Annotated in this window: 21 protein-coding genes; 2 read left to right on the forward strand and 19 right to left on the reverse strand. The window is 35.1% G+C overall.

Annotated elements, in window-relative coordinates; genetic code table 11:
- Together MWH28_RS05400 and MWH28_RS05405 are read right to left on the reverse strand one after the other, a co-directional pair.
- The gene (locus MWH28_RS05400; protein ID WP_248618285.1) at positions 1 to 1,296 is read right to left on the reverse strand and encodes a glutamate--cysteine ligase; all 1,296 of its coding nucleotides are present in this window, start codon (positions 1,294 to 1,296) and stop codon (positions 1 to 3) included.
- A gap of 33 nt (positions 1,297 to 1,329) precedes the next feature.
- Complete coding sequence (locus MWH28_RS05405; RefSeq protein ID WP_248618286.1) at positions 1,330 to 1,962, reverse strand: MBL fold metallo-hydrolase; 633 nt, start codon at positions 1,960 to 1,962, stop codon at positions 1,330 to 1,332.
- 362 nt (positions 1,963 to 2,324) lie between these two features.
- Here MWH28_RS05405 and gloA point away from each other — a divergent pair, with 362 nt between their 5' ends.
- Positions 2,325 to 2,714 (forward strand): lactoylglutathione lyase, encoded by a 390-nt coding sequence (gene gloA / locus MWH28_RS05410; protein ID WP_248618287.1) that lies wholly within the window; start codon positions 2,325 to 2,327, stop codon positions 2,712 to 2,714.
- A gap of 60 nt (positions 2,715 to 2,774) precedes the next feature.
- On the opposite strand, the gene MWH28_RS05415 is transcribed toward gloA, so the two are convergent.
- Entirely contained in the window at positions 2,775 to 3,437 is a 663-nt protein-coding gene (locus MWH28_RS05415; RefSeq protein WP_248618288.1) for a transglycosylase SLT domain-containing protein, read from the reverse strand.
- Positions 3,438 to 3,695: 258 nt separating this feature from the next.
- Between MWH28_RS05415 and MWH28_RS05420 the strand changes: the two genes are divergently transcribed.
- Positions 3,696 to 3,899 (forward strand): DUF378 domain-containing protein, encoded by a 204-nt coding sequence (locus MWH28_RS05420; RefSeq protein ID WP_248618289.1) that lies wholly within the window; start codon positions 3,696 to 3,698, stop codon positions 3,897 to 3,899.
- A gap of 48 nt (positions 3,900 to 3,947) precedes the next feature.
- Here the strand turns inward: MWH28_RS05420 and MWH28_RS05425 are convergent, their stop codons facing one another.
- From MWH28_RS05425 to MWH28_RS05500, 16 genes are all read right to left on the reverse strand, one after another.
- Positions 3,948 to 4,490 carry an MEDS domain-containing protein gene (locus tag MWH28_RS05425; protein WP_248618290.1) on the reverse strand — a complete coding sequence of 181 codons (543 nt, stop codon included), beginning with the start codon at positions 4,488 to 4,490 and terminating at the stop codon, positions 3,948 to 3,950.
- Positions 4,491 to 4,715: 225 nt separating this feature from the next.
- Positions 4,716 to 6,941: a heavy metal translocating P-type ATPase gene (locus MWH28_RS05430; protein ID WP_282580135.1), complete on the reverse strand. Its 2,226-nt coding sequence runs from the start codon at positions 6,939 to 6,941 to the stop codon at positions 4,716 to 4,718.
- Between the two features lie 113 nt (positions 6,942 to 7,054).
- Positions 7,055 to 7,417, reverse strand: coding sequence for an ArsR/SmtB family transcription factor (locus MWH28_RS05435; RefSeq protein WP_248618291.1), 363 nt, complete (start codon positions 7,415 to 7,417; stop codon positions 7,055 to 7,057).
- A 41-nt stretch (positions 7,418 to 7,458) separates the two neighbouring features.
- Complete coding sequence (locus tag MWH28_RS05440) at positions 7,459 to 8,016, reverse strand: TlpA family protein disulfide reductase (RefSeq protein ID WP_248618292.1); 558 nt, start codon at positions 8,014 to 8,016, stop codon at positions 7,459 to 7,461.
- Between the two features lie 15 nt (positions 8,017 to 8,031).
- Positions 8,032 to 8,712 carry a cytochrome c biogenesis CcdA family protein gene (locus MWH28_RS05445; RefSeq protein WP_248618293.1) on the reverse strand — a complete coding sequence of 227 codons (681 nt, stop codon included), beginning with the start codon at positions 8,710 to 8,712 and terminating at the stop codon, positions 8,032 to 8,034.
- 153 nt (positions 8,713 to 8,865) lie between these two features.
- The gene (locus MWH28_RS05450; protein ID WP_248618294.1) at positions 8,866 to 10,053 is read right to left on the reverse strand and encodes a M24 family metallopeptidase; all 1,188 of its coding nucleotides are present in this window, start codon (positions 10,051 to 10,053) and stop codon (positions 8,866 to 8,868) included.
- Between the two features lie 42 nt (positions 10,054 to 10,095).
- Positions 10,096 to 11,964, reverse strand: coding sequence for a hypothetical protein (locus tag MWH28_RS05455; protein ID WP_248618295.1), 1,869 nt, complete (start codon positions 11,962 to 11,964; stop codon positions 10,096 to 10,098).
- A gap of 135 nt (positions 11,965 to 12,099) precedes the next feature.
- A complete protein-coding gene (locus MWH28_RS05460) occupies positions 12,100 to 12,420 on the reverse strand; it encodes an STAS domain-containing protein (RefSeq protein ID WP_248618296.1) in 321 nt (106 codons plus the stop codon).
- A gap of 40 nt (positions 12,421 to 12,460) precedes the next feature.
- Positions 12,461 to 13,000, reverse strand: a complete 540-nt coding sequence (locus tag MWH28_RS05465) for a chemotaxis protein CheW (protein WP_248618297.1) — start codon at positions 12,998 to 13,000, stop codon at positions 12,461 to 12,463.
- Positions 13,001 to 13,161: 161 nt separating this feature from the next.
- Positions 13,162 to 15,240, reverse strand: coding sequence for a methyl-accepting chemotaxis protein (locus MWH28_RS05470; RefSeq protein ID WP_248618298.1), 2,079 nt, complete (start codon positions 15,238 to 15,240; stop codon positions 13,162 to 13,164).
- Positions 15,241 to 15,392: 152 nt separating this feature from the next.
- Positions 15,393 to 16,463 (reverse strand): protein-glutamate methylesterase/protein-glutamine glutaminase, encoded by a 1,071-nt coding sequence (locus MWH28_RS05475; RefSeq protein ID WP_248618299.1) that lies wholly within the window; start codon positions 16,461 to 16,463, stop codon positions 15,393 to 15,395.
- Positions 16,464 to 16,477: 14 nt separating this feature from the next.
- Positions 16,478 to 17,068 (reverse strand): chemotaxis protein CheD, encoded by a 591-nt coding sequence (locus MWH28_RS05480; protein ID WP_248618300.1) that lies wholly within the window; start codon positions 17,066 to 17,068, stop codon positions 16,478 to 16,480.
- A 16-nt stretch (positions 17,069 to 17,084) separates the two neighbouring features.
- On the reverse strand, positions 17,085 to 17,936 hold the full coding sequence (locus tag MWH28_RS05485; protein WP_248618301.1) for a CheR family methyltransferase: 852 nt from the start codon (positions 17,934 to 17,936) through the stop codon (positions 17,085 to 17,087).
- A 1-nt stretch (position 17,937) separates the two neighbouring features.
- Positions 17,938 to 20,037: a chemotaxis protein CheA gene (locus MWH28_RS05490; protein ID WP_248618302.1), complete on the reverse strand. Its 2,100-nt coding sequence runs from the start codon at positions 20,035 to 20,037 to the stop codon at positions 17,938 to 17,940.
- A 12-nt stretch (positions 20,038 to 20,049) separates the two neighbouring features.
- A complete protein-coding gene (locus MWH28_RS05495; RefSeq protein WP_248618303.1) occupies positions 20,050 to 20,430 on the reverse strand; it encodes a response regulator in 381 nt (126 codons plus the stop codon).
- A complete protein-coding gene (locus MWH28_RS05500) occupies positions 20,427 to 20,723 on the reverse strand; it encodes an STAS domain-containing protein (RefSeq protein ID WP_248618304.1) in 297 nt (98 codons plus the stop codon). Before MWH28_RS05500 ends, MWH28_RS05495 begins: the two co-directional genes overlap by 4 nt.
- Between the last annotated feature and the right edge of the window lie 44 nt (positions 20,724 to 20,767).

Here is a 20,767-nt window from a genome sequence, read left to right on the forward strand (position 1 = left end):
CTATTCTCCCTCCAGATAAAGGTTTAAAATATCCCTTTTAAAAGCTTCTGTCCTACCTGCTTGTAACTTAGACTTAATCTGATCAGCTAAAGTCTCTTTAGAATCAATAATATCAGCTAATGGCTCTAAATAATCGACTTCTGAATCACTAAGACCTACTTTGGCCCACTCCAATAATTGAGCAGCTAAATCTATCAATTTATAATCCCCTAACATTGCATCTAAACCATCAACCATACTGTTTTTCCGAGCAGCTAAAACCTCTTCTAAACTGAACCCTTCTACTAACTGATATAACCTTTCTAAATTCTGTTGATCATAAAATAACCCTTTATATAAGGCTACCATAGCCCAACTCAAATCAGGAGGAATAGAATCTGTCATTCTAATCTCAATAAAGTGTTTTAACCTGACATCAGGAAAAACCATTGTCAAGATATGTTCTAGTTCTTCACTCCCAAGCTCATCTTCCTCAAAAATCTCTCGACAAGTCTGATCACCAGTAGCTAGATATTGATCATTGCTCTTAAGTAGTATTGGTTCTCTAGTTAAGATATACTCAGCGTACTTTCTATAACCAAAATCTTCAGCAAAAGCTTCCTCAATAATTCCTGTTCGAGCAGGATCAGTATTATCCCAGATATGTGTTCGTACAGTCTGCTGAGGATAAACCTCCCCTTCAAAAACAGGAGCATTATCTGTTAAGATTGCAAAGAGAGGAGATAAAGCATTAGCAATTCTAAATTTATGTATAAAGTCCGATTCATCTTCATAATCCAAAGCTACCTGTAAAGCTGCTGTTCCTTTCATCATATTATGGGCACAGCTTCCTTTGCTTTCTAAATAATTTGACATAATTTGATATCTCTGTTTAGGATTCCACTCTATCTGATCAATCTTACTTTTAGGCTGATAACCAGTTGTGATCAAGTAGTAACCTTTCTTATCTAAGATTGGAATTAGATCTGTTAAGAAAGTAGAATAGACTTCTTCTAGCTTCTTAATCTCCTTCTGCGGGTGGCTACTGGCCTCTATTTGCCCTCCTGGTTCTAAAGTGACCTCTGCCTGCTGAGAAGTTAAACCTACTAAATGGCCATTCTCTTCATTTTTCTCCCACCCTTTCTGGGCCAACTCTTCTAAAATATCTTCTATTCCATCATCTTCTCGATAATCAATTGCTCGCCAGCTAGATTGCTCCACTATAAAATGCTCAAACTCTACTCCTAGCTTCTGCTGATTAGTCTCTCCTGCTTTAAAAAAACTTTCTAATTTATCTAATTGTTCTTGATACTCCACCTTCTTCACCCCATTTACAAAAATATAAATCAATTACTTCTTTAACATATCCTTTACAATCCGATTTCTCTTTCTTTCTCTCCCTAAAGTACTCTGACCAAGATGTCCTGGATAAACTTCCAACTGATCATCTAACTTCATTACTTTTTGGGAAATTGAATCAGCTAACTGCTGATAACTTCCTCCAGTTAAATCTGTTCTGCCTACTGAACCTTTAAATAAAGTATCTCCAGTTAATAAAATATCATCTATCTTAATACAAATCCCTCCTGGAGTATGCCCTGGAGTATGAATTATCTCTAATTTTAACTGACCTACTTTTATCTTTTCCCCATCTTGCAATAATTTATCAGCCTCAATACTGACACTTGGCACTGAAGGACTACTCGATAAATTCAACTCAGGTTTAAGTAATCCTTCCGCATCTGCTTCATGAATCCAAACAGGCACTTGCAACTCCTGTTGTAAATCTTCAACAGCTAAAATATGATCGTAATGATAATGAGTTAAGACTATAGCTTTAATGTTCAACTCTTCTTGTTCAATATAATTAAGAATAGTATCCTTACCACCACCTGGATCTACAATTATTCCTGCTCCTTCTTCATCAGTGACGAGATAACAGTTAACATTTCCGATTCCTACTTTGAAATTTTTTAATTTCATTTTCTATTCCTCCCTTTATTGATATTTAGTGGCACTTTGCCACTAAATATCAGTGTACAGTTTACGGTAGATATGGTTTTTATGGATTTCACGAAGGGTCTTGATAAAGACCCGTAGGTACAGTTAACAGTTAAAAGCATTAAATCCTTAAAATCAAAAACCACATGAGCTTGTAAGTATAAGTCTTTTTAGAGATCTTTTTTTATTTTTGAATTTTAACTGTAAACTGTTCACTGTTAACTGTCAACTATTATTTACTACCCCCTATTATAACAGCATTCCAAATAAGAATAAAGGTTTGACATCTAATTAATTATTTATTAGAATGTAAGTTAAATAATTCTATTCTTAGGAGGTGCCACATGTCTCAAGATTATAAGTTTGTTCATTCTTGTATTAGAGTTCTTGATTTAGAAAAATCAATCGAATTTTACCAACAAGCATTAGGATTAGAAATAGCCAGAAAAAGAGATTTTCCTGAATATGAATTCACTTTAGTCTATCTTAAGAGTAAAACAGGAGATTTCGAAATTGAACTTACATATAACTATGACCGAAAAGAGCCTTATACAATTGGAGATGGCTACAGCCATATTGCTGTTACCGTTGATGATTTAGAAAGCTCTTATCAACGTCACCAAAAGTTAGGATATGAAGTTAGCGATATTAATAGCCTCAGTGAAGAAGCAAGTGGAGGCTATTACTTCCTAACAGACCCTGATGGGTATCGTACTGAAATCATTCAAAAATAAATGCAAAAATAACCTCCTTTGCTGGCAAAGGAGGTTATTTTTATATTTGCATCTTATAAATTATTCTAATTCCAAAAATAACTGCTCAAAATGTTGACTAGCATATCCTCCATAATAATTAATCCGTTCCTTATAGAACTTATAGCGACCTAACACTTGAAATAAGTAATTATGATAAAGTTCATCTGAATGTTTAGAATTAGCATTTGTAAAGCCCTGGTTATAAGAGATAATAGTTCGATTAAGATCACTATCATAAAGTTGTTGAGCTAAAGCTAGATAATAAACAGCAAATTTAATCCCTAAATCAGTTGGATCTAACTTTCGCCATTTATTATAATCAACCTCTAACTTCTCTGCAATCCATTTAGCAGTATCTATCTTCATACTAGATATTCCAATACTTTTTCCTTGATCATAATCAGCTCTTGAAACAAAATTAGTCTCTGTTTCCAAAATAGCAGCCACCAATAACGGATCAACATCTACATTAAATTTTTCAGAATAATGATTAGACCACTTAATTATCTCATCTGTATAATCCCTGACTCTCGATTTGGGCAAAGTTAAACTTGTATTAAAGGCATTACTATGGACATATTTAATTCGATAATTTAAAAAACTTCTTACTTCTTGCTCCCCCCTTTGTGCTGTATATGCCATACTATTCGTAGAAACAATGAACAAGATCAAAAGTATAGTACCCATCATTTTCAACTTCATATTAATATCCCCCTTTTTAGAAATCATTAACATATTATGTATATTATTCATTGGATATGCCATACAGAACAATTATTTTTACTAAAATAATAATTATTATTTATTCTCTTTTTTATCTGAAAATACCTTCTTAAATTTAAAATTATTTATCAAGTACCTGTTAGTTAAATTACTCAATACTTCACCTTAAAAATATTTACTGAATATCAAGTAAAGCTTTTAGAGATACTATAAAAAAAGGTAAGGAGTTGATTAATAATGGATAGAACAGCACTCATAATAATGATTATAGGAGCACTAAATTGGGGATTGATCGGTCTTTTTAGATTTGATCTAATAGCAGGTCTTTTTGGAGGGCAAGAAGCAATGCTTAGTAGAATAATCTACTCTATCGTTGGTCTTGCTGGACTATATTCTATCAGTTTACTCTTTAGAGAGCGAACCCAAAACGAAGTTGAATAACCAAAATAATAAGGCCTTGTTAAGTTAACAAGGCCTTATTAACACTTATTATACTGCTAATCCACTTGCAGTTAGATTAAGATATTCACCACCATTTAATAAGCACTGGTGCTGAGATAAAGCTTGCTCTAACCAAGGCTTTAAACTGTCATTTTCAATCACATCTGTAACATCATACATACATAACACTAACAGGTTACTACCTTCTAATGCCTCATTCATCACCTGTTCTAAGTCCAAAACAGCTTTTTGACCAACTTCTTTTACTGCTTTGCTAACTTGATATAAACTCCTAATCTTAGTAAACTTTCCTGAAGATAAGGTTTTTAATTCTTCTTGCAAAGCTTCTTTGCCAAATTGTGAATAAATCTCTATTAAATCTAGATCAGATATAAATTCTATTTGGTCAGAATGTTGATATTGTTGATCAATTGCTTCTAAAACCTGCTCTTTCAGATCATCTTCTACATAAAAAAAGACTTTTTCTCCTTCTTGTAAACCTTGGTTTAAGAAATGAACTGCCTTTACTAAAAAATGTTCTTTCCCATAATAAAGGCTACATACATGTCTGTTACCCTCATCTAAACTCATCTGGTTTCCTCCTTGACTTCTAATTGAAACTTTATAGATTAAACTTAGTAGATAATTTTAGTGAATTAAATAACTAAATGCCTAACTTGCTAAAAGTATTATAACAGATATTAGTACGTATTTCAAGTATATTTTTTCTTTATCTTCAATTATTTTACATTAATTGTATTGATATTGGGGTTAACCTAAAATAATTTCTTAAACAATTAAAAATGAGACAAGAATTTAATTAAATTCTTGTCTCATAATAATTCTAAGAGCATTAAAGATAGCTAATAAAGCTACTCCTACATCTGCAAAGATTGCTGCCCACATCGTCGTAATTCCAAATACCCCCATCAGCAGTACAATCCCTTTGACTCCCAATGCTAAAATAATATTTTGCCAGACTACTCCCCGAGTAAAACGAGCAATCTTAATTGCTTCTACTAATTTAGTCGGTTCATCAGTCATCAATACAACATCTGCTGCTTCAATAGCTGCATCTGAACCTAAACCTCCCATAGCTACCCCTATATCACTTCTAGCTAACACAGGAGCATCATTAATGCCATCTCCTACAAAGATAACCTTAGACCCTTCTTCTTTTCCTTCAATAAATTGCTCCATTAATTCTACTTTATTTTCAGGTAACAACTCTGCATAGTATTCATCCAAGTTTAACTCATCCTTTACCTGTAAAGCTACTTGCTTAAGATCACCAGTCAACATTGCTAAATTATCAACCTTTAATTCTCGTAAAGCTTTAACTGCTCCCTTAGCATCAGATTTGATTTGATCAGAAATTAAGATAGTCCCTATCAGTTCTTGCCCATAACTAACATAGACCTCTGTTCCTTTAAAGTTACTAACCTCAAATTCTACCCCTGCCCTAGCCAATAACTTTTGATTACCTACTAGAAGTTCCTTACCCCTTACAGTTGCTGTCAGCCCTTGACCAGAAACTTCTCGATAATTTTCAACCTCTTTAGTACTGACTTCCTTAGGACACGCTTTTACAATCGATTTAGCAATGGGATGGTTAGAATTTAATTCTACCATTGCAGCTAATTCCAATACCTCTTCCTCTGTCCAACCAGTTTGAGTATTGATCTTAACTACTTCAAAGACCCCTTCTGTTAAAGTACCAGTCTTATCAAAGACAACCTGCTTGACATCATTTAAAGCTTCTAAATAATTACCACCCTTGACTAAAATTCCATTTTTGGAAGCAGCTCCAATGCCCCCAAAAAAACCGAGTGGAATCGAGATTACCAAAGCACAAGGACATGAAATAACTAAAAATACTAAAGCCCGATAAAACCAGAGACTGAATGCTTCTCCCATAAATAATGGTGGTATGGTAGCCACTAAAAAAGCTCCTGCTACAACCAATGGGGTATAGTATCTAGCAAATTTAGTAATGAAATTTTCAGTTGGTGCTTTCTTAGCAGCAGCATTTTCAACTAGATCTAGCACTTTAGCTACTGCAGAATCATTAAATTCCTTTGTAACTCTAACTGTTAAAGCTCCATCTTGATTGATAAAGCCACTTAAGATCTCATCATCTACTGTTATCTTTTGTGGTACTGATTCTCCTGTTAGAGCAGAAGTATCAACCCTAGCTGCTCCATCAATCACCTCACCATCAACAGGAACTTTATCTCCTGGCTTGAGCACAATTATATCTCCAGCCTCAAGTTCTTCCGGTGCTACTTGCTTGATTTGATCACCAACTTTTAAACTAGCATAATCAGCTTTGATTTCTAGCAAAGATTTGATTGAACGGCGCGAATGATCGACAGCTCTTGCTTGAAAGATTTCACCTGTTTTATAAAATAACATCACTGCCACTGCTTCAGGAAACTCTCCAATTGCAAAAGCACCAACAGTAGCAATAGTCATTAAGAAATTTTCATCAAATAGTTGGCCCTTGCCAATATTTTTAATTGCCTTCAAAACTACACTTCCACCGATTATTAAGTAACTACTCCCATACAAAACTAAGCTTTGTAAAAAAGAAAGTTCAAAGAATAAAGCTGCTACAAATAGGCTACTCCCCACAATTAATTTAATCATCTTACTACGTAAACTATTCTTTTTTTCTTCTTTTTTTGTGTCTGATGTTTCACTTTGTCGTTCAGTAGATACTCTAACTTCAGGTTCTATACGATTGACAATCTTATTAACTGACTCAATTAGTTCACTATTTACTACATCTTTCTCAGTAATAATTGTCAACTTTTCTGAGATAAAATCCAATCTCGCCTCTTGTACATCAGACAACTGTTTGACTTCTCTTTCAATTTTAGCAGCACAATCAGCACAGCCCAATCCTTCCAGCCTTAATTCCATACTTTCTCCTTTTATATCTGGTTTTGAGTTTGAGTCTATTTTCTCTACCTCCTCTATTATTTTATCTTTAGCTTTAGACTCTTTTTTTATTTCTGTAACCAGTTTTTTAGCCTCCATCTAACCCCTCCTAATAATATATGATTGACTGCTCATATATTATTTAAAAAATATATGAGTGTTCGTTCATATATATTATATTACCTTTTAGGAGGTTTTGTCAACCAAATTTTTTATTTTTCTTCTCTAACATGCTCCAAGCCTTGGCTAAATAGTTGTAAAATATGGTCATCATCCAATGAATAATAAACAACTCTACCTTCTTTCCTATATTTAACCAATTTAAACTCTCGTAATTTCCTTAATTGATGAGAAATAGCAGATTGGCTCATCTTTAGTACTTCAGAAATATCACAGACACATAACTCCTGACTAGCTAACGCATGGATGATTTTAATTCGTGTTGGATCTCCTAAGACCTTAAAGACATCTGCTAATTGAGCAATAATCTCTTCAGATAGCGTATCCTTCTTGAGTTTTTCGATAATTTCTGATTGGATACAGTATTCCTGACATACCAACTTATCTTCTTCCATTTACAACCCCCCAGTTCGATTCACGATTAAGTTCAAGAGATTTAAAATAGATCTCTTCTCAGTTCAGTCAATTCTTCTTTAGTAACTATACCCCGTTTAACATATTTAATTCTTCCTTCTTGATCTATAAAATAAGTCGTAGGCAAAGCTGAAACCGCATATTCTCCTGTAACCAAACTGGCTTGATCTAATAAGTTTAAAAATTGATACCCTTCATCAGTAATAAATTCCTTAACTACATCTTTTTCTTCTCCAACATTAACCCCTAAAACTATAGTATCATCGTATTTGGCATCAAATTGATCTAAATCAGGCATTTCTTCTCGACAGTATGAGCACCAGCTGGCCCAAAAATTAAGTATTACATTCTGCCCTCTAAACTGAGACAATGATACCTCATCTCCTGCTAAATTAGTTAAATTAAAATCAGGAGCAATCTGTCCAACTTCAATCCCAATATCTTGCTCTAGCTCCTTTTCAGCAAATTCTTCGACTAATTGATCAGAACTAGCAGGGCCAAGATAGATCACAGCCAAACTGAACAACCCTAAGATTGCTATCCCAAGCACCATATACTTAAAATAATACTTCTTCTTCATCTTATCAACTCTCCCTTAATAAAATAATCCAGCCCAGCGACCAAGCAGATCAAGATAAATAATAAACCCAAAGATAATCAAAATAATCCCGCTTATCCTCTCAATCAGCGGTAAGTACTTATTAAATCTAGTGCTTGAAGTAGCAAATTTATCAACCATTACTGCAGCTAATAAGAAAGGAATTCCTAAGCCTAATGAATAACTACCCAGCAATAAAACCCCCATTCCTATCGTTTGAGAAGTCCCGGCATACAATAAAATAGAAGCTAAAACCGGGCCAACACAGGGAGTCCAGCCAGTAGCAAAAGAGATTCCCACCAACATAGAGCCAAACCAACTAGTAACTTCTTGAGGTTTGTTGGCCCTAAACTCCCGATACAACAACTTAATCTCAAATACACCTAGAATATGTAAGCCAAATAAAATAATTATAATCCCACTTATCCTGGTCAATAATCTCCTATATCTAGCAAAGAGTTGGCCCAAATAACTGGCCGAAGCTCCTAACAGAATAAAGATAATCGAAAATCCAATTACAAACCCAACCGCTCTAACAAAGACAAAAGTCCTATCCTGCTCAGAAGCACTACTTCCCGTTATATAGCTCAAATAAGCAGGTACTAAAGGCAAAATACAAGGAGACAAAAAGGATAACAGGCCTGCTAGAAAAGCAATTGTTATTGAAACTTCTTCCATCAATCTCCTCCTTTATTGATATTAAGTGTAAGTTTAAGGCTGAGGTTAAGTTTAAGTCAACCATTAAAAACATAAGGTTTTAGCTCTTACTTAGACTTAGACTCAAACTTAAGCTTAATTGTAATTAAGCTTCACTTTAAGGTTAAACGCCTATCAAACAATAATCAACTCTGAAGAAGCCGTAGTCAAACACTCTGCTTTCCCCTCAGTTATTAAATATGTATTCTCAATCCCAACTAAACCTATCTCAGGAACTAACAACTTAGGCTCTAAAGCAACTAGCATCCCTGCTTGTAGCTTGGTATCAAAACCTGGGGCCAAAAATGGAAATTCATTCAACTCCAATCCAACTCCATGCCCTACAAACCTGACCTGATTATCTCCAAATCCTAGATAATATTCACTAACCCCTAACTCTTTTGCTAACTGCAAACTCTGCTGATAAATATCTGCCCAACTATGATCAACAGTTAAATAATTACTCAACTCCAATTGAAACCGAACCATCTTTTGATATAACTCTTTAATCTGAGTAGATGGTTGACCAATCATTGCCAATCTAGTCTGATCAACATGATAACCATGATAATTATTGACATAGTCAAAGACAATCAACTCTCCAGCAGCAATCTTCCGCTCAGTCGGGCCAATCCCTACTCCAGGATAAGTCCCACTCCCTCCTGCCAAAGCATCAGTCTTAACAGGTTGTAAAGCATTCTCTCCTGCTGCACAGATTCCTATCGTAATCTCATTATTTAACCCTCGCATCCTAATTAAACCTGTATGGCCACTCTTTCGTAATTCAGCTTCAATAATTGCTGATAATTCTAATTCACTAATTCCTTCCCTTAAATGTTCCTTAATCAACTCAGGAATCACAGCCAGTTGAGTAGCAGACTTCTGTACATATTGTAGTTCATAATCAGATTTAATCATCCTTAACTCTCTAGTTAGTCCTGTAACTCCAATTACTTCCTCAACCCCAAAAATTCTTTCTACTTTAAGTACATCTTGATAAGCTACAACATCTATCTCCAAACCTAGATTGGATGGGCTTTCAATCCCCAATCGACTGAGTTGCTCAGGAATCTCCTTAGAACTTCCAAACTGAATTACATTAGCTAGGTTACTCTCTGCTTTGGCCCGTTCTACTCCACTTCTAGTCAATAATACCGGCTCTCCTTGTTGTGGAATACATAAGTACTCAGCCTGAACTGTACCACTAAAATAATAGAGGTTTATATTATCAATAATTATAGCTAAATCAATCTCTTTATGCCTTAGTTTCTTTTGAAACTCTTCAATTCTTGTAATTAATTCTTGATTTGGTGTTTGTTCCATTAGTGATCATCCTTTCCTTAAATATTGCTTTATCTGCAAAAATTAAAATAATGTCAACTCACCAGCAGCAGAATTTCCTTCATCTTCAGTAGCAAAGAATTCTTGAGCAACATCTCGCTCTAAATAAGTAGTAAATTGAGCAACCAATTCTTGTAACTGTTCATCATTGATCTCCCAGCTATCTTTGCCTAACATAGCTAAATTCTTATCTTCTTCCTCAATTGCTAGATTAATTATCCTTTGTAAAAAGTTGATTACCTCTGCCCCTTTATTCTTTAAGCTCTCTGTACTCTTTATTTTTTTAGAGATCTCAAATAACTCTTCCTTTAAATTCTTAATTTCATCAGATAATGCTAAGACAGCCTGATTAATAATTTCATTGGTCATCTCTAATTGTTCAAGAGAATCTTCAACTTCTGTCGCCGCTTGATTAATTTGAGTTTGATTATCAACTATAATCCTATCAAACTCATCTATATCAGTCAATAACTCATCTTTCAACTCATAGAAGAGCTTATTATTTTGCTCTACAGTCTCAACTACTTCTGTTACTACATCCTCAATCTGTTCTCCTACCCCACTATCTCTTTGCTCAATTCTTGCTAATTCAATCCGGGCCAACAATTCAACCCTATTCAACCTATTTACTTGCCCGGCTACTTTCTTTATACTATTTCCTAATTTAAAAAAGTTATCATTAAAAAGCTTTTTATCACCACTGAGTTTGTCTACAAATTGATCAATCTCTACTAATGATTTTACAATCCCTACTGTAAAGTTATGAACAGTTTCAAATGTAACATCAATCATTCCATGCTCTTGTTGATCTACTAAATCTCCTACAGAGAAATATTCAGCTAAATTTTGAGCATCATCTTCTACCTCAGCCAATGAATCTAATAAACTATCCATCCCTTCTACAATCTGATCGACCGACATAAATAATTCGTCAAATGTATTAATACTTAGCTGCTCTAGCAATTCCAAACCCTTTCTCACAAAAACAATATAATCTAACCTTTCTAAAGAAGGATTTTGTTGGCCCAATTCAAGATAAACTTGATATTTATTAGCAATCAATTGTAATGACTTGATCAAGTTTTCAAAATTTTGCCTGATTAAATCTTGGCTCTGAATCTGAACCATCAAATCCTGAACTGGAGCAACAACTTCAGTTACATTATCCATCAGATCACGCAAAATTTGATTAACTGTCTGAAGTGACTCCCTCACCTTCAGAAAAACATTGTCAACTTGACCGACTTGCTCTTTGACTACCTCTTCTTGACGATTAATTATTTCAGTTACACTTGCTTGAAAGTTCTGATGCCAATTAGATAACTGACTTAAAATAGCCGTAATCTTTTCAAATTCGTTCCTTAAAACTGAAGAAATTTGATGAATATTATTAGAAACCACCCGAAATCCTGTACCATCTTCCTCTAATTTAGAAGCAAAAATAATAGCATTTAATGATATCAATTCTACATCTTCTAGAATCATCTTTATATCGCCCATAAGTTCTAATAGATCTGAAAAAGAACCTCGTCCATCTTCAGTTGTCAAAAATAGACTTAAAATCTGATCCATTTGCTCTTGATCAAGCAATAAGCGATCAATCTCCTTTAGATTCTTCTTAATTTCTGCTAAAGTCTTAGAAACAAGATTACTTTCTAGATCTCTTCCTTCCAAATCAAGATCTTTAATAGCATCAACTTCTTCAATATTAATAAAATAATCAATTAAAATAGCTATCTCTTGCCTATTCAGTTCTATATTTTGCTCAATTTCAGGCAGTGTCTCATAAATTAATTGGTAATAATCTTCAGTATCAACAATAACCTCTTCTAGATCATCTATCAGTAATTTAAATTGTTCTGCTATATTTTGATTTAATTTAAAACTAGTCATTCAGTCAACTCCTCTCCTTACAACTTAGCAAGATTACTATTAGATTTGATTACAAAATTTAAGTGCTGGATTAATTAAAAACCTGAATTCGACAATTATCTACTTCTCCTCAAGTCGAATCCAGGATTATATTATCTATTTTTCTAATCCTTCAATCTTGATCAACTGATCAAGATTGATCATCTTAAACATCTTTTTAATATAATCATTCTTAACATTGATAATTCGTAATTCACCATTACTACCTCTTAACTTCTTATAAATTGCTAATAACTTACCTAAACCAGAACTATCAATTCGCTCAACATTCTTAAAATCGATCACAATTTCACTATAACCCTGGTCAGAGACCGCCAGTAATTCTTCCTTAAATTCTTGCGAATTACAGACATCAATCTTACCTTTAGGAACAACAACTACCTGTGAACTCTCTTGTTGCTCAACTTTCAATCCCATACCTAATCCCCCTACTAATATCAATATTATTCTAGATCAATCAATTAAAACCTGCTTCTTCTTCAAAATCACCAAGTTCTTCTAATTCCTCAAAAGAAAGAATTCGTTTAGGATCCAATAATAAGACAATCTCCTGATCTACTTTGGCTATTCCTTTCAGATGTTCCGTCTTAATATCATCAGCAAACTCCTGGTCAACAATTTGAATATCATCTTGACTGAAACTCATAATATCAGAGACTCGATCTACTATCATGCCCATCATCTTATCTGCTACCTCAAAGACAATAATCACAGTAAATTTATCATACTCTATCTCAGGTAGATTAAACTTACGATGCATATCAATAATCGGTATTACATTCCCTCTAAAGTTGATCAATCCTTCGATTACTGGATTAGCATTAAAAACTTTAGTTGACTTACTATAACGAATAATCTCTTGCACCAACATAATATTTATCCCATAGTGTTCTTCTCCGATTTTAAAGGTTACATACTGATTTTCAGCAGACATATTGGTCAACTGTTGATTTAGGATGTTTAAGGTATTGCCTTCCCTGATGCTCCTTTCACTCATTCTTTACCCCCCTTTATATCAATTTACAATGCACAATTAACAATTGTCAATTAAAGATCAAACCTTTAATTTCAAAAGCTTTTAATAATTTTTAATTATAAATTGTACATTTCGTCAATTGTCCATTGTGAAGATATTTTATAATATCATGTGTCCTGGAGTTAAAACTTTTCAAAATCATCTTCATCCCAGTCAAATTCATCTTCACCAGACTCCTCTTCAGTAGCTGCTGCTTTAGCTTGTGGCTTATTCTTTCTCTGCTTAGCTGAAGAAGAATTGCTACTTTGCATCCTTCTTCTAGAGTTGCCTGTAGAATCCAATTGTTGTTCATCTTCATCCAATTTAAACTGCCCTACTAATTCTGCTAATTTTAAAGCTTCTCCATTCATATTCTCACTGGAACTAGCAATCTCCTCGACCAGAGATGAATTCTGTTGGGTTACATTATTTAATTCCTCAACTGTATCCCTAATCTCATCTGCTGCAGCATTCTGTTCTTGCAATGAAGCAGCTATCTCACCTACCAAATCTGTGGTTTTATTAGTATTAGTGATAATCTCTTCTAATACTGAACCAGTCTCATCCATTAATTGATTTCCATTATCTATCCGCTCAATACTCTGATTGATTAACTTCTCAATCTCTTCTGCTGACTCTGCAGCTCGCCCTGCTAAATTTCTTACTTCTGCAGCAACAACTGCAAAACCTTGCCCTGCTTCGCCTGCTCTAGCTGCTTCTACTGCTGCATTTAATGCCAACAGATTGGTCTGAAAAGCAATATCATTGACCTTAGCAATAATTTCAGAGATGTCTTGACTACTTTTCGTAATATCCTCCATAGCACCTTTCATCTCTGTAACTACTTCCTCACCCTGTTCTACACTCTTTAATGTTTGGCTAGACAGCTCATCTGCTTCAGTAGCATTAGCAGTAGAAGCCTGCATTGAAGATGTCATCTCCTCAATAGTAGCAGAAAATTCTTCTATAGATGAAGCCTGTTCTTCAGTCCGCTGTGATAGATCTTGATTTCCTTGAGAAATCTCTGTCGTCCCCTGTGATACTGTATCAGATGCTTCTTTCACCTGGACTAATGAGCGATTTAATTGCTCAATAGTATAATCTAAATCATCAGCCATCTGACCAATTTCATCCTCTCCATTAACCTCAGCTCTAACCGTCAAATCTCCTGCGGATAACTTGGCAAGCTTTTTCTTTATCTTCTGAATAGGTTTAATAATTGTAGAAGCACTGAAGAAAGCTAATAATGCTACAACTACAAAGGTTATTAGAGCAATAATAATGATCATATTTCTCAACTGTTCCACATTAGCAAAGGCTTCTGCTTGCTCAATTTCTACAACTAATCCCCGTGGCTCTCCTCCAAAGCTAAATACATCCATTGAACCAAGTACTTCTTCTCCTTGATGATTTAGATATTCAGCATTCTCATGAAAATTAAAATCACCTCTAGTTATCGGATTAGAAAGAAGTTCGACTGCTTCAGTATCCACAGTTCTATTTAAAGCTGCATCCTGGGCCAACTCCCCTTGCCTAGTATTACTATATAGTAGACCAGACTGATCTACAAAGTAAGCATCCGTTGTTGTCCCAAATTGCTCAAGTCCAGTATGGGCCAAATAATCTATCTCCTCCTGGGCAGCTGCTAAATTAAAGGTTCCTAGAATGTCACCTGTCTGTCCTTCAGTTCTGATCGGCACTGACAACACCATTACATTATCATCAACTACATCCGAATAAAAATATTCCGACCAAGTTCTTGTTCCATCCAAAGAACTTTGCACATAATTACGCTCAGAAAGATCAGCTCCCATAACTTGATCATGATTTGAATAAATTCCTCTCCCCTCTTGGTCAGTAATAAAGATAAATCCATAACCTTTTTCAGCAACTAACTCCTCAACTGTCTCTTCAATCATCTCAACCCTTTCTAACCACTCTGGATGATCCAGATCCCAGTCATGATCTTCTAAAATATCAAGACTATGATAAATATCCCTAGTATTAGAGAAAAGAAGAGCATCAGCTTCAACCTGTTCAAAATACTCTTCGATCTGATCAGTAGTTAACTCCATAAAGAGATCCATTTGGGCCAACACCTCTTGCTCAATACTTTCAGCAGCATTCTGATAACTCAAAACACCTACAACCCCCAGCGGAATCAACCCAATCAATAAAAACATTCCAATTAGCTTAACCTTTAAGCTCAATTTTTTTAACATTTTACTCCCCCCCTTAATGAAGATCAGTGTACAGTTTACAGTTGACAATGTACAGTTAAATTCAAAATCTCAAACTATACAACACCGCCATAAGTTAAGAACTATGGCTCTGATATCTGATTTACTGGTTCCTGGTTCCTAATTCCTGATTCCTAGTCACTAACACTTAACTCTACAATCCTACTCGCTATCTGATCTAACGGAAGAACTTGCTCAACTCCCCCCAAAGCAATTGCTTGTTTAGGCATCCCAAAAACTATAGAACTTGCTTCATCCTGAGCAATGGTAAAACTGCCTCTATCATACATTCGTTTTAGCCCCTTCGCCCCATCACTGCCCATTCCAGTCAAAATAATACCTATACAGTTAGGAGCTACAAGATCGGCTACTGAAGCAAATGTCTTATCTACAGCAGGGCGATGATAATTGACTGGCGGGTCATCATTAAGCTTGAGGTAATAATCATTGATTCCTCCTTCTAAAACCAAATGTTGATCTCCTGGAGCTATATAGACAGTACCTGACTTTAACTGCTCACCATCAACTACCTCTTTAACCCTTAACGAACAACTCTTATCTAAATTTTTAGCATAAGATGCAGTAAAGCTTTTGGGCATATGTAAGACCACAATAATTCCTGGTAGATTACTGGGTAGCTTTTGTAATATATTTCTAACTGCTACCGTCCCTCCAGTAGAAGCACCAATCGCAATCAATTCAATCGTACTATTAATTCGATCATTATTATCAACTGAGCTTGATACTACCTCAGCCTGATCTCTTAATTTATCCTTCTTGAACTGTCTGGTCAGTTTTTGGCGATCGATACTAGCACCATTTTTAACCTTCTTCCTAATCTCAGCAGCTAACTCTTCAAGTCCTCGATTGATCCCTACCCTAGGCTTAGCCACAAAATCTAACGCTCCCAGTTCCAATGCCTTAATAGTTTCTGAACTGCCCTGTCTAGTTAAAGAGCTAATTACAATCACTGGCAAAGGATGAATCACCATCAACCTCTTTAAAAATGTTAAACCATCCATCTTCGGCATCTGCAAATCCAAAGTCAAAACATCAGGCTTCTTCTCCTTAATTAATTTAATTGCAGCGACAGGATCATTAGCTGTCCCGACTACATCTATCATCTCATCAGCAGCTAAGATCTCACTCAACACTTTCCTTACTAAAGCAGAATCATCAATCACTAATACCTTAATCCTCTTCACTTCTGTTAACCTCCTCAATCTCTAAATAATGTTACATCACTCCCCTGATCCTGCTCTTTTTTAATTCTCCTAAATAAGCCTTTTTCATGCTGGATAGTATCTTTGATCTTTCGTGTTTCTCCTAATCGCTTTAAATAAATATCAAATGTTTCTGACAGCAGATATATCTTTCTCCCTTGCTTTCCTCCCACATCATGAGCCACAATCGGAATCTCCTCCATCTGCAAATAAGAAAAGATGAAATCAATATTAGCTTGAGCAACATTATTTAAGCCACTACCCATAACTTGTCCACCACCAAAGACTTTGGCATTGAGCCTTCCTCTGTTGGCCCCTAGCTTCATCATCCGATTGATCAACTTCTCCATCGCATTGATACCATAACGAGCATCTTGATTAGCAATTACATCCCTGACCCTATGAGTACTAGGCAACATAAAATGATTCAAACCAACTATTTGTGCTACTTCATCCTTCAAGCAAACAGCAATACAAGAACCAAGCAATGTCTGTAAGATAACATTCTGTTCAGTAGTAGCATAATATTCTCCAGCAAATATCTCATAAACATCACAGTTGAATTTATCATCAAATCTCTTCCTCATAACCAAATCACATCCTTCAAGGAAGTTTTTGATAGATAGTCGGTCTAATTAACTCCCATTTACTCCCTTGGTTTAGTAAATTAATTTTTTCGGAATGGCCCATCAATAATAGACCTCCTTCAGTCAGATGTTGATAAAATCGATTTATAATTTCATTCTGTGTCTCTTGATTAAAGTAGATAAAAACATTTCTACACAGAATAATATCTAATGGTTCAGCAATCGGGTATGAACGATCAGCAGCTAAATTGATCCGATAAAAAGTAATCATTTTACTCAGCTTCTCTTTAACCTTCAATAGACCCTGGTTAGGGCCAACCCCTAACTTAAAATAGTCAGTCAATAAATGGTACGGAATCTTTTTTACCTGTTCTTTACTATAAACCCCTCTTTTAGCTACACTCAATACTTCTGTATTAATATCAGAAGCTAAAATCTCTATCTTCCATCCTTTATCCCTAAAATAATCAGCTGCTACAATAGCCACAGAATATGCTTCTTCTCCTGTCGAACAAGCAGCCGACCAGATCCTAACTCTCTTAGACTTTTTTTTAGCTTCAGCTTGCTCTTCAAGCTGAGGAAATAACTCCTCTGTCAAGTAATCAAAGTGATGCTCTTCTCTAAAAAAATGGGTTACATTAGTCGTAATTAGATTAAACATCATCTCTTTTTCTTTTTTATCTTCTTCAACCAACTCTAAATACTGACTAAAATCACTCAACCCCAACTTTCTTAACCTTTTAGATAGTCTTGAGATAACCAGCTGTTTTTTCTTAGTTGTCAAATTGACACCAATAGAATCAGCAACCAATTGTCGAATTGTATTGAATTCAACTTCAGATAACCTCTCTGCTCTCTTCTCTTCCAAGTTAACCAACCTTTAATCTCTTAGCCAACTTAAATAAAGTTGGAACATCTAAGATCAAAGCTACATTCCCATCACCTAAGATAGTAGCTCCAGCAATCCCTTCAGCTTGGCCCATATTCTCTTTAACATTCTTGATGACTACCTGTTCTTGACCAATTACCTCATCTATTTGAACTGCAATCTGCTTTTGATCATCTTTTAGAATAATCAAGACTCCTGTTGGTTCTTCTTTGAGATTATTAAAGCTACCTTCCAGCTGCAAAAGCTCATTTAAGGCCATACAGGGAATATATTGCTCTCTAATACTAACAATTAAACCTTTACCTTCTACCTGCTTAATCTGTTGCTTACTAGCATCAATAAATTCAACAATCGAATTGAGAGGAATTACAACCCTCTCTCCTCCCACTCGAACAATCATTCCATCTATAATTGCTAAGGTTAATGGCAATTTAATCTTAATTTTAGTCCCTTGATTTTTTTCCGAAAAGACTTCAACATTACCCCGAATATCCTTAATATTACTCATCACTACATCCAAACCTACTCCTCTACCAGAAATATCCGTTACTTCTTGAGCAGTAGAAAAACCAGGCTTAAATAACAGATTATAAATTTCAGAATCATCCAATTGGCTCTCTTGCTCAATCATTCCTTTCTCTTTTGCTTTAGCTAAAACAGCCTCTTTATCAATTCCTCGCCCATCATCAACAATTTCGATAATAATACTTCCTTCCTGATGATAAGCATCTAATTCGATAGTTCCTGTCGGAGGTTTCCCTAATTTTTCTCTCTGCTCAGGTCGCTCCACTCCATGATCGACAGCATTACGGACCAAATGCTTTAGTGGATCAGCCAACTGCTCAATAATCTTTCTATCCAATTCAGTATCCTCACCACTAATAACCAACTTTACATCCTTCTCTTTTTCGGCAGCAATATCCCTTACCATCCTCTTTAACCTAGTAAAAGTATCACCGATCGGTATCATACTAGCACTCATAACCTCTTCTTGGACCCGCCGAATAAGCTTATCGACTTCTTGAAAGGAGTTGACAATTTCAGATTGTAAGGAGCGATCGAGGCCAACAATTCCAGTGGCCAACTCCTTAACCCTCGATTGTGCAATCAACAGCTCCGCTATATCATTTAAAATCCCCTCTAATTTATCAGTAGCAACCCTGATAGTCTCTGTCCTCTTTTGCTTATGTAAGTTTCTAACTTGCTTATCAGCTTGTCCAGTCTCTTCTTTAGTAGTCTTACTTTGCAAAAATAGTGACTCACCTATCTGCTCTTGCTTTGCTAATACTTGATCTAGGTCAACATTAGAAATAAATTCTTCTTTTCGTAATAACTTTTCAGTCTCTTCTCCTCCACTGAACCACTGCTCCAACTCTTCACTTATCTCTTCAATAACTATTTGATTATCTTCCTTAACAAAGATAAATATATCTTCAATCTTATCTAAAGATTGCTCTGATTCCAAAAAAATAGTCCAGTTCATCAAAAGTAGATGAGGATTCAAGTGAAATAGATCATCTACTTGTTCTCTATTGAGATATGAAGCTAAGATAGTTCCTACTTCTTCTAACTCCAATACTAACATTAACGGATCGGTTCCTGTTTCAAAAATGGTCTCTCGAAATTTCAAGTTAATCTTATAATATTTTTGGCCAGTCTGTTGTTGAATAGTTTGTTCATCCGATGACCCTTCTTGAGTTACTAATTGATAATGCTTGATTGCTTTCTTAAGTTCAGTCAACTCCCGTCCTACACTTTTAGCTGTTAAGTCATTATCTTCTATCATCTGTCTGATGAGATCTATCCCAGCAAAAAGCAGATTGAAAATATCATCCGGTAATTTAGGATTAGCAGCTTGCCTTATCTCTTCTAATATATTCTCTAGATAATGAGCAAGCTCACCAATCTCCTCAAAACCAACTAAACCTGCTCCCCCCTTAATACTATGCATCGCTCTAAATACAAGATCGATTAACTCTTGGTCAGCAGGTGCCTGCTCTAAATCAAGCAGAGATTCCTCTACTACTTGCAAATTTTCTTCAGTTTCTTCAATAAAAGTCTGTATCAAATCTTGATTCATTCATTTCCCCCCTTACTTCACAAATTTCTGAATGACACCAAGTAATTGTTCTTGTTTAAAAGGCTTAACTAACCAACCAGCTGCTCCGGCCTTTTTCCCTTCCATCTTCTTCTTATCTTGTGATTCAGTAGTCAAGACCAAGATTGGAGTAAATTTAAAAAATGACATCTTTTTAGCCTCTTTGATAAATTCAATCCCATCCATCCGAGGCATATTGATATCAGTAATAATCATCGCCGGCTTTTTAAGCTCTTCTTTTAACTCCTTTAACTTCTCTACCCCCTCCTGACCATCCTTAGCCAAAACCACTTCATAACCTTCTTTAGTTAATGTATATTCCAAAGACGCTCTAATAGTTTTAGAATCATCAACAGCAACTATCAATTTACTCATTGTACATTCACTCCTTTTTCTTCAGTAATAATAAATTCTGCTCCTGCTAGAGTAAGTAATTTTTTTAATTCATTAGATAAATTATTTATTTGCAACACTAAATCATTTTTATTAGCTGTTTTATAAGCTGACACCAATAATTGTAAACCAGCTGCATCAATATCCTCTACCTCAGCCGCCTCCAAAATCAGTTGGCCCTGCTCAGCTTCTACTTTAGTTTCAAAATATGTTATTAGCTCCTCCTGTATCTGTTCTACATTATAGATCGTTAAATTTGTAGGTAATTCAAACATACCTCTCCCCCTTACTTATCTTATCATCCAACTTTAAGCTAAAA

The organism is Natroniella sulfidigena, from assembly GCF_023223645.1.
Taxonomy (GTDB): domain Bacteria; phylum Bacillota; class Halanaerobiia; order Halobacteroidales; family Halobacteroidaceae; genus Natroniella; species Natroniella sulfidigena.

Excerpts from the sequence above, each read along its gene's own strand:
- MWH28_RS05480 (WP_248618300.1), bottom strand. The coding sequence starts at position 17,068 with ATGAGGAAGAGATTTGATGATAAATTCAACTGTGATGTTTATGAGATA.
- gloA (WP_248618287.1), top strand. The coding sequence starts at position 2,325 with ATGTCTCAAGATTATAAGTTTGTTCATTCTTGTATTAGAGTTCTTGAT.
- MWH28_RS05430 (WP_282580135.1), bottom strand. The coding sequence starts at position 6,941 with ATGGAGGCTAAAAAACTGGTTACAGAAATAAAAAAAGAGTCTAAAGCT.
- MWH28_RS05500 (WP_248618304.1), bottom strand. The coding sequence starts at position 20,723 with ATGTTTGAATTACCTACAAATTTAACGATCTATAATGTAGAACAGATA.
- MWH28_RS05465 (WP_248618297.1), bottom strand. The coding sequence starts at position 13,000 with ATGAGTGAAAGGAGCATCAGGGAAGGCAATACCTTAAACATCCTAAAT.
- MWH28_RS05460 (WP_248618296.1), bottom strand. The coding sequence starts at position 12,420 with ATGGGATTGAAAGTTGAGCAACAAGAGAGTTCACAGGTAGTTGTTGTT.
- MWH28_RS05415 (WP_248618288.1), bottom strand. The coding sequence starts at position 3,437 with ATGAAGTTGAAAATGATGGGTACTATACTTTTGATCTTGTTCATTGTT.
- MWH28_RS05495 (WP_248618303.1), bottom strand. The coding sequence starts at position 20,430 with ATGAGTAAATTGATAGTTGCTGTTGATGATTCTAAAACTATTAGAGCG.
- MWH28_RS05425 (WP_248618290.1), bottom strand. The coding sequence starts at position 4,490 with ATGAGTTTAGATGAGGGTAACAGACATGTATGTAGCCTTTATTATGGG.
- MWH28_RS05435 (WP_248618291.1), bottom strand. The coding sequence starts at position 7,417 with ATGGAAGAAGATAAGTTGGTATGTCAGGAATACTGTATCCAATCAGAA.
- MWH28_RS05440 (WP_248618292.1), bottom strand. The coding sequence starts at position 8,016 with ATGAAGAAGAAGTATTATTTTAAGTATATGGTGCTTGGGATAGCAATC.
- MWH28_RS05420 (WP_248618289.1), top strand. The coding sequence starts at position 3,696 with ATGGATAGAACAGCACTCATAATAATGATTATAGGAGCACTAAATTGG.
- MWH28_RS05445 (WP_248618293.1), bottom strand. The coding sequence starts at position 8,712 with ATGGAAGAAGTTTCAATAACAATTGCTTTTCTAGCAGGCCTGTTATCC.
- MWH28_RS05490 (WP_248618302.1), bottom strand. The coding sequence starts at position 20,037 with ATGAATCAAGATTTGATACAGACTTTTATTGAAGAAACTGAAGAAAAT.
- MWH28_RS05470 (WP_248618298.1), bottom strand. The coding sequence starts at position 15,240 with ATGTTAAAAAAATTGAGCTTAAAGGTTAAGCTAATTGGAATGTTTTTA.
- MWH28_RS05405 (WP_248618286.1), bottom strand. The coding sequence starts at position 1,962 with ATGAAATTAAAAAATTTCAAAGTAGGAATCGGAAATGTTAACTGTTAT.
- MWH28_RS05455 (WP_248618295.1), bottom strand. The coding sequence starts at position 11,964 with ATGACTAGTTTTAAATTAAATCAAAATATAGCAGAACAATTTAAATTA.
- MWH28_RS05450 (WP_248618294.1), bottom strand. The coding sequence starts at position 10,053 with ATGGAACAAACACCAAATCAAGAATTAATTACAAGAATTGAAGAGTTT.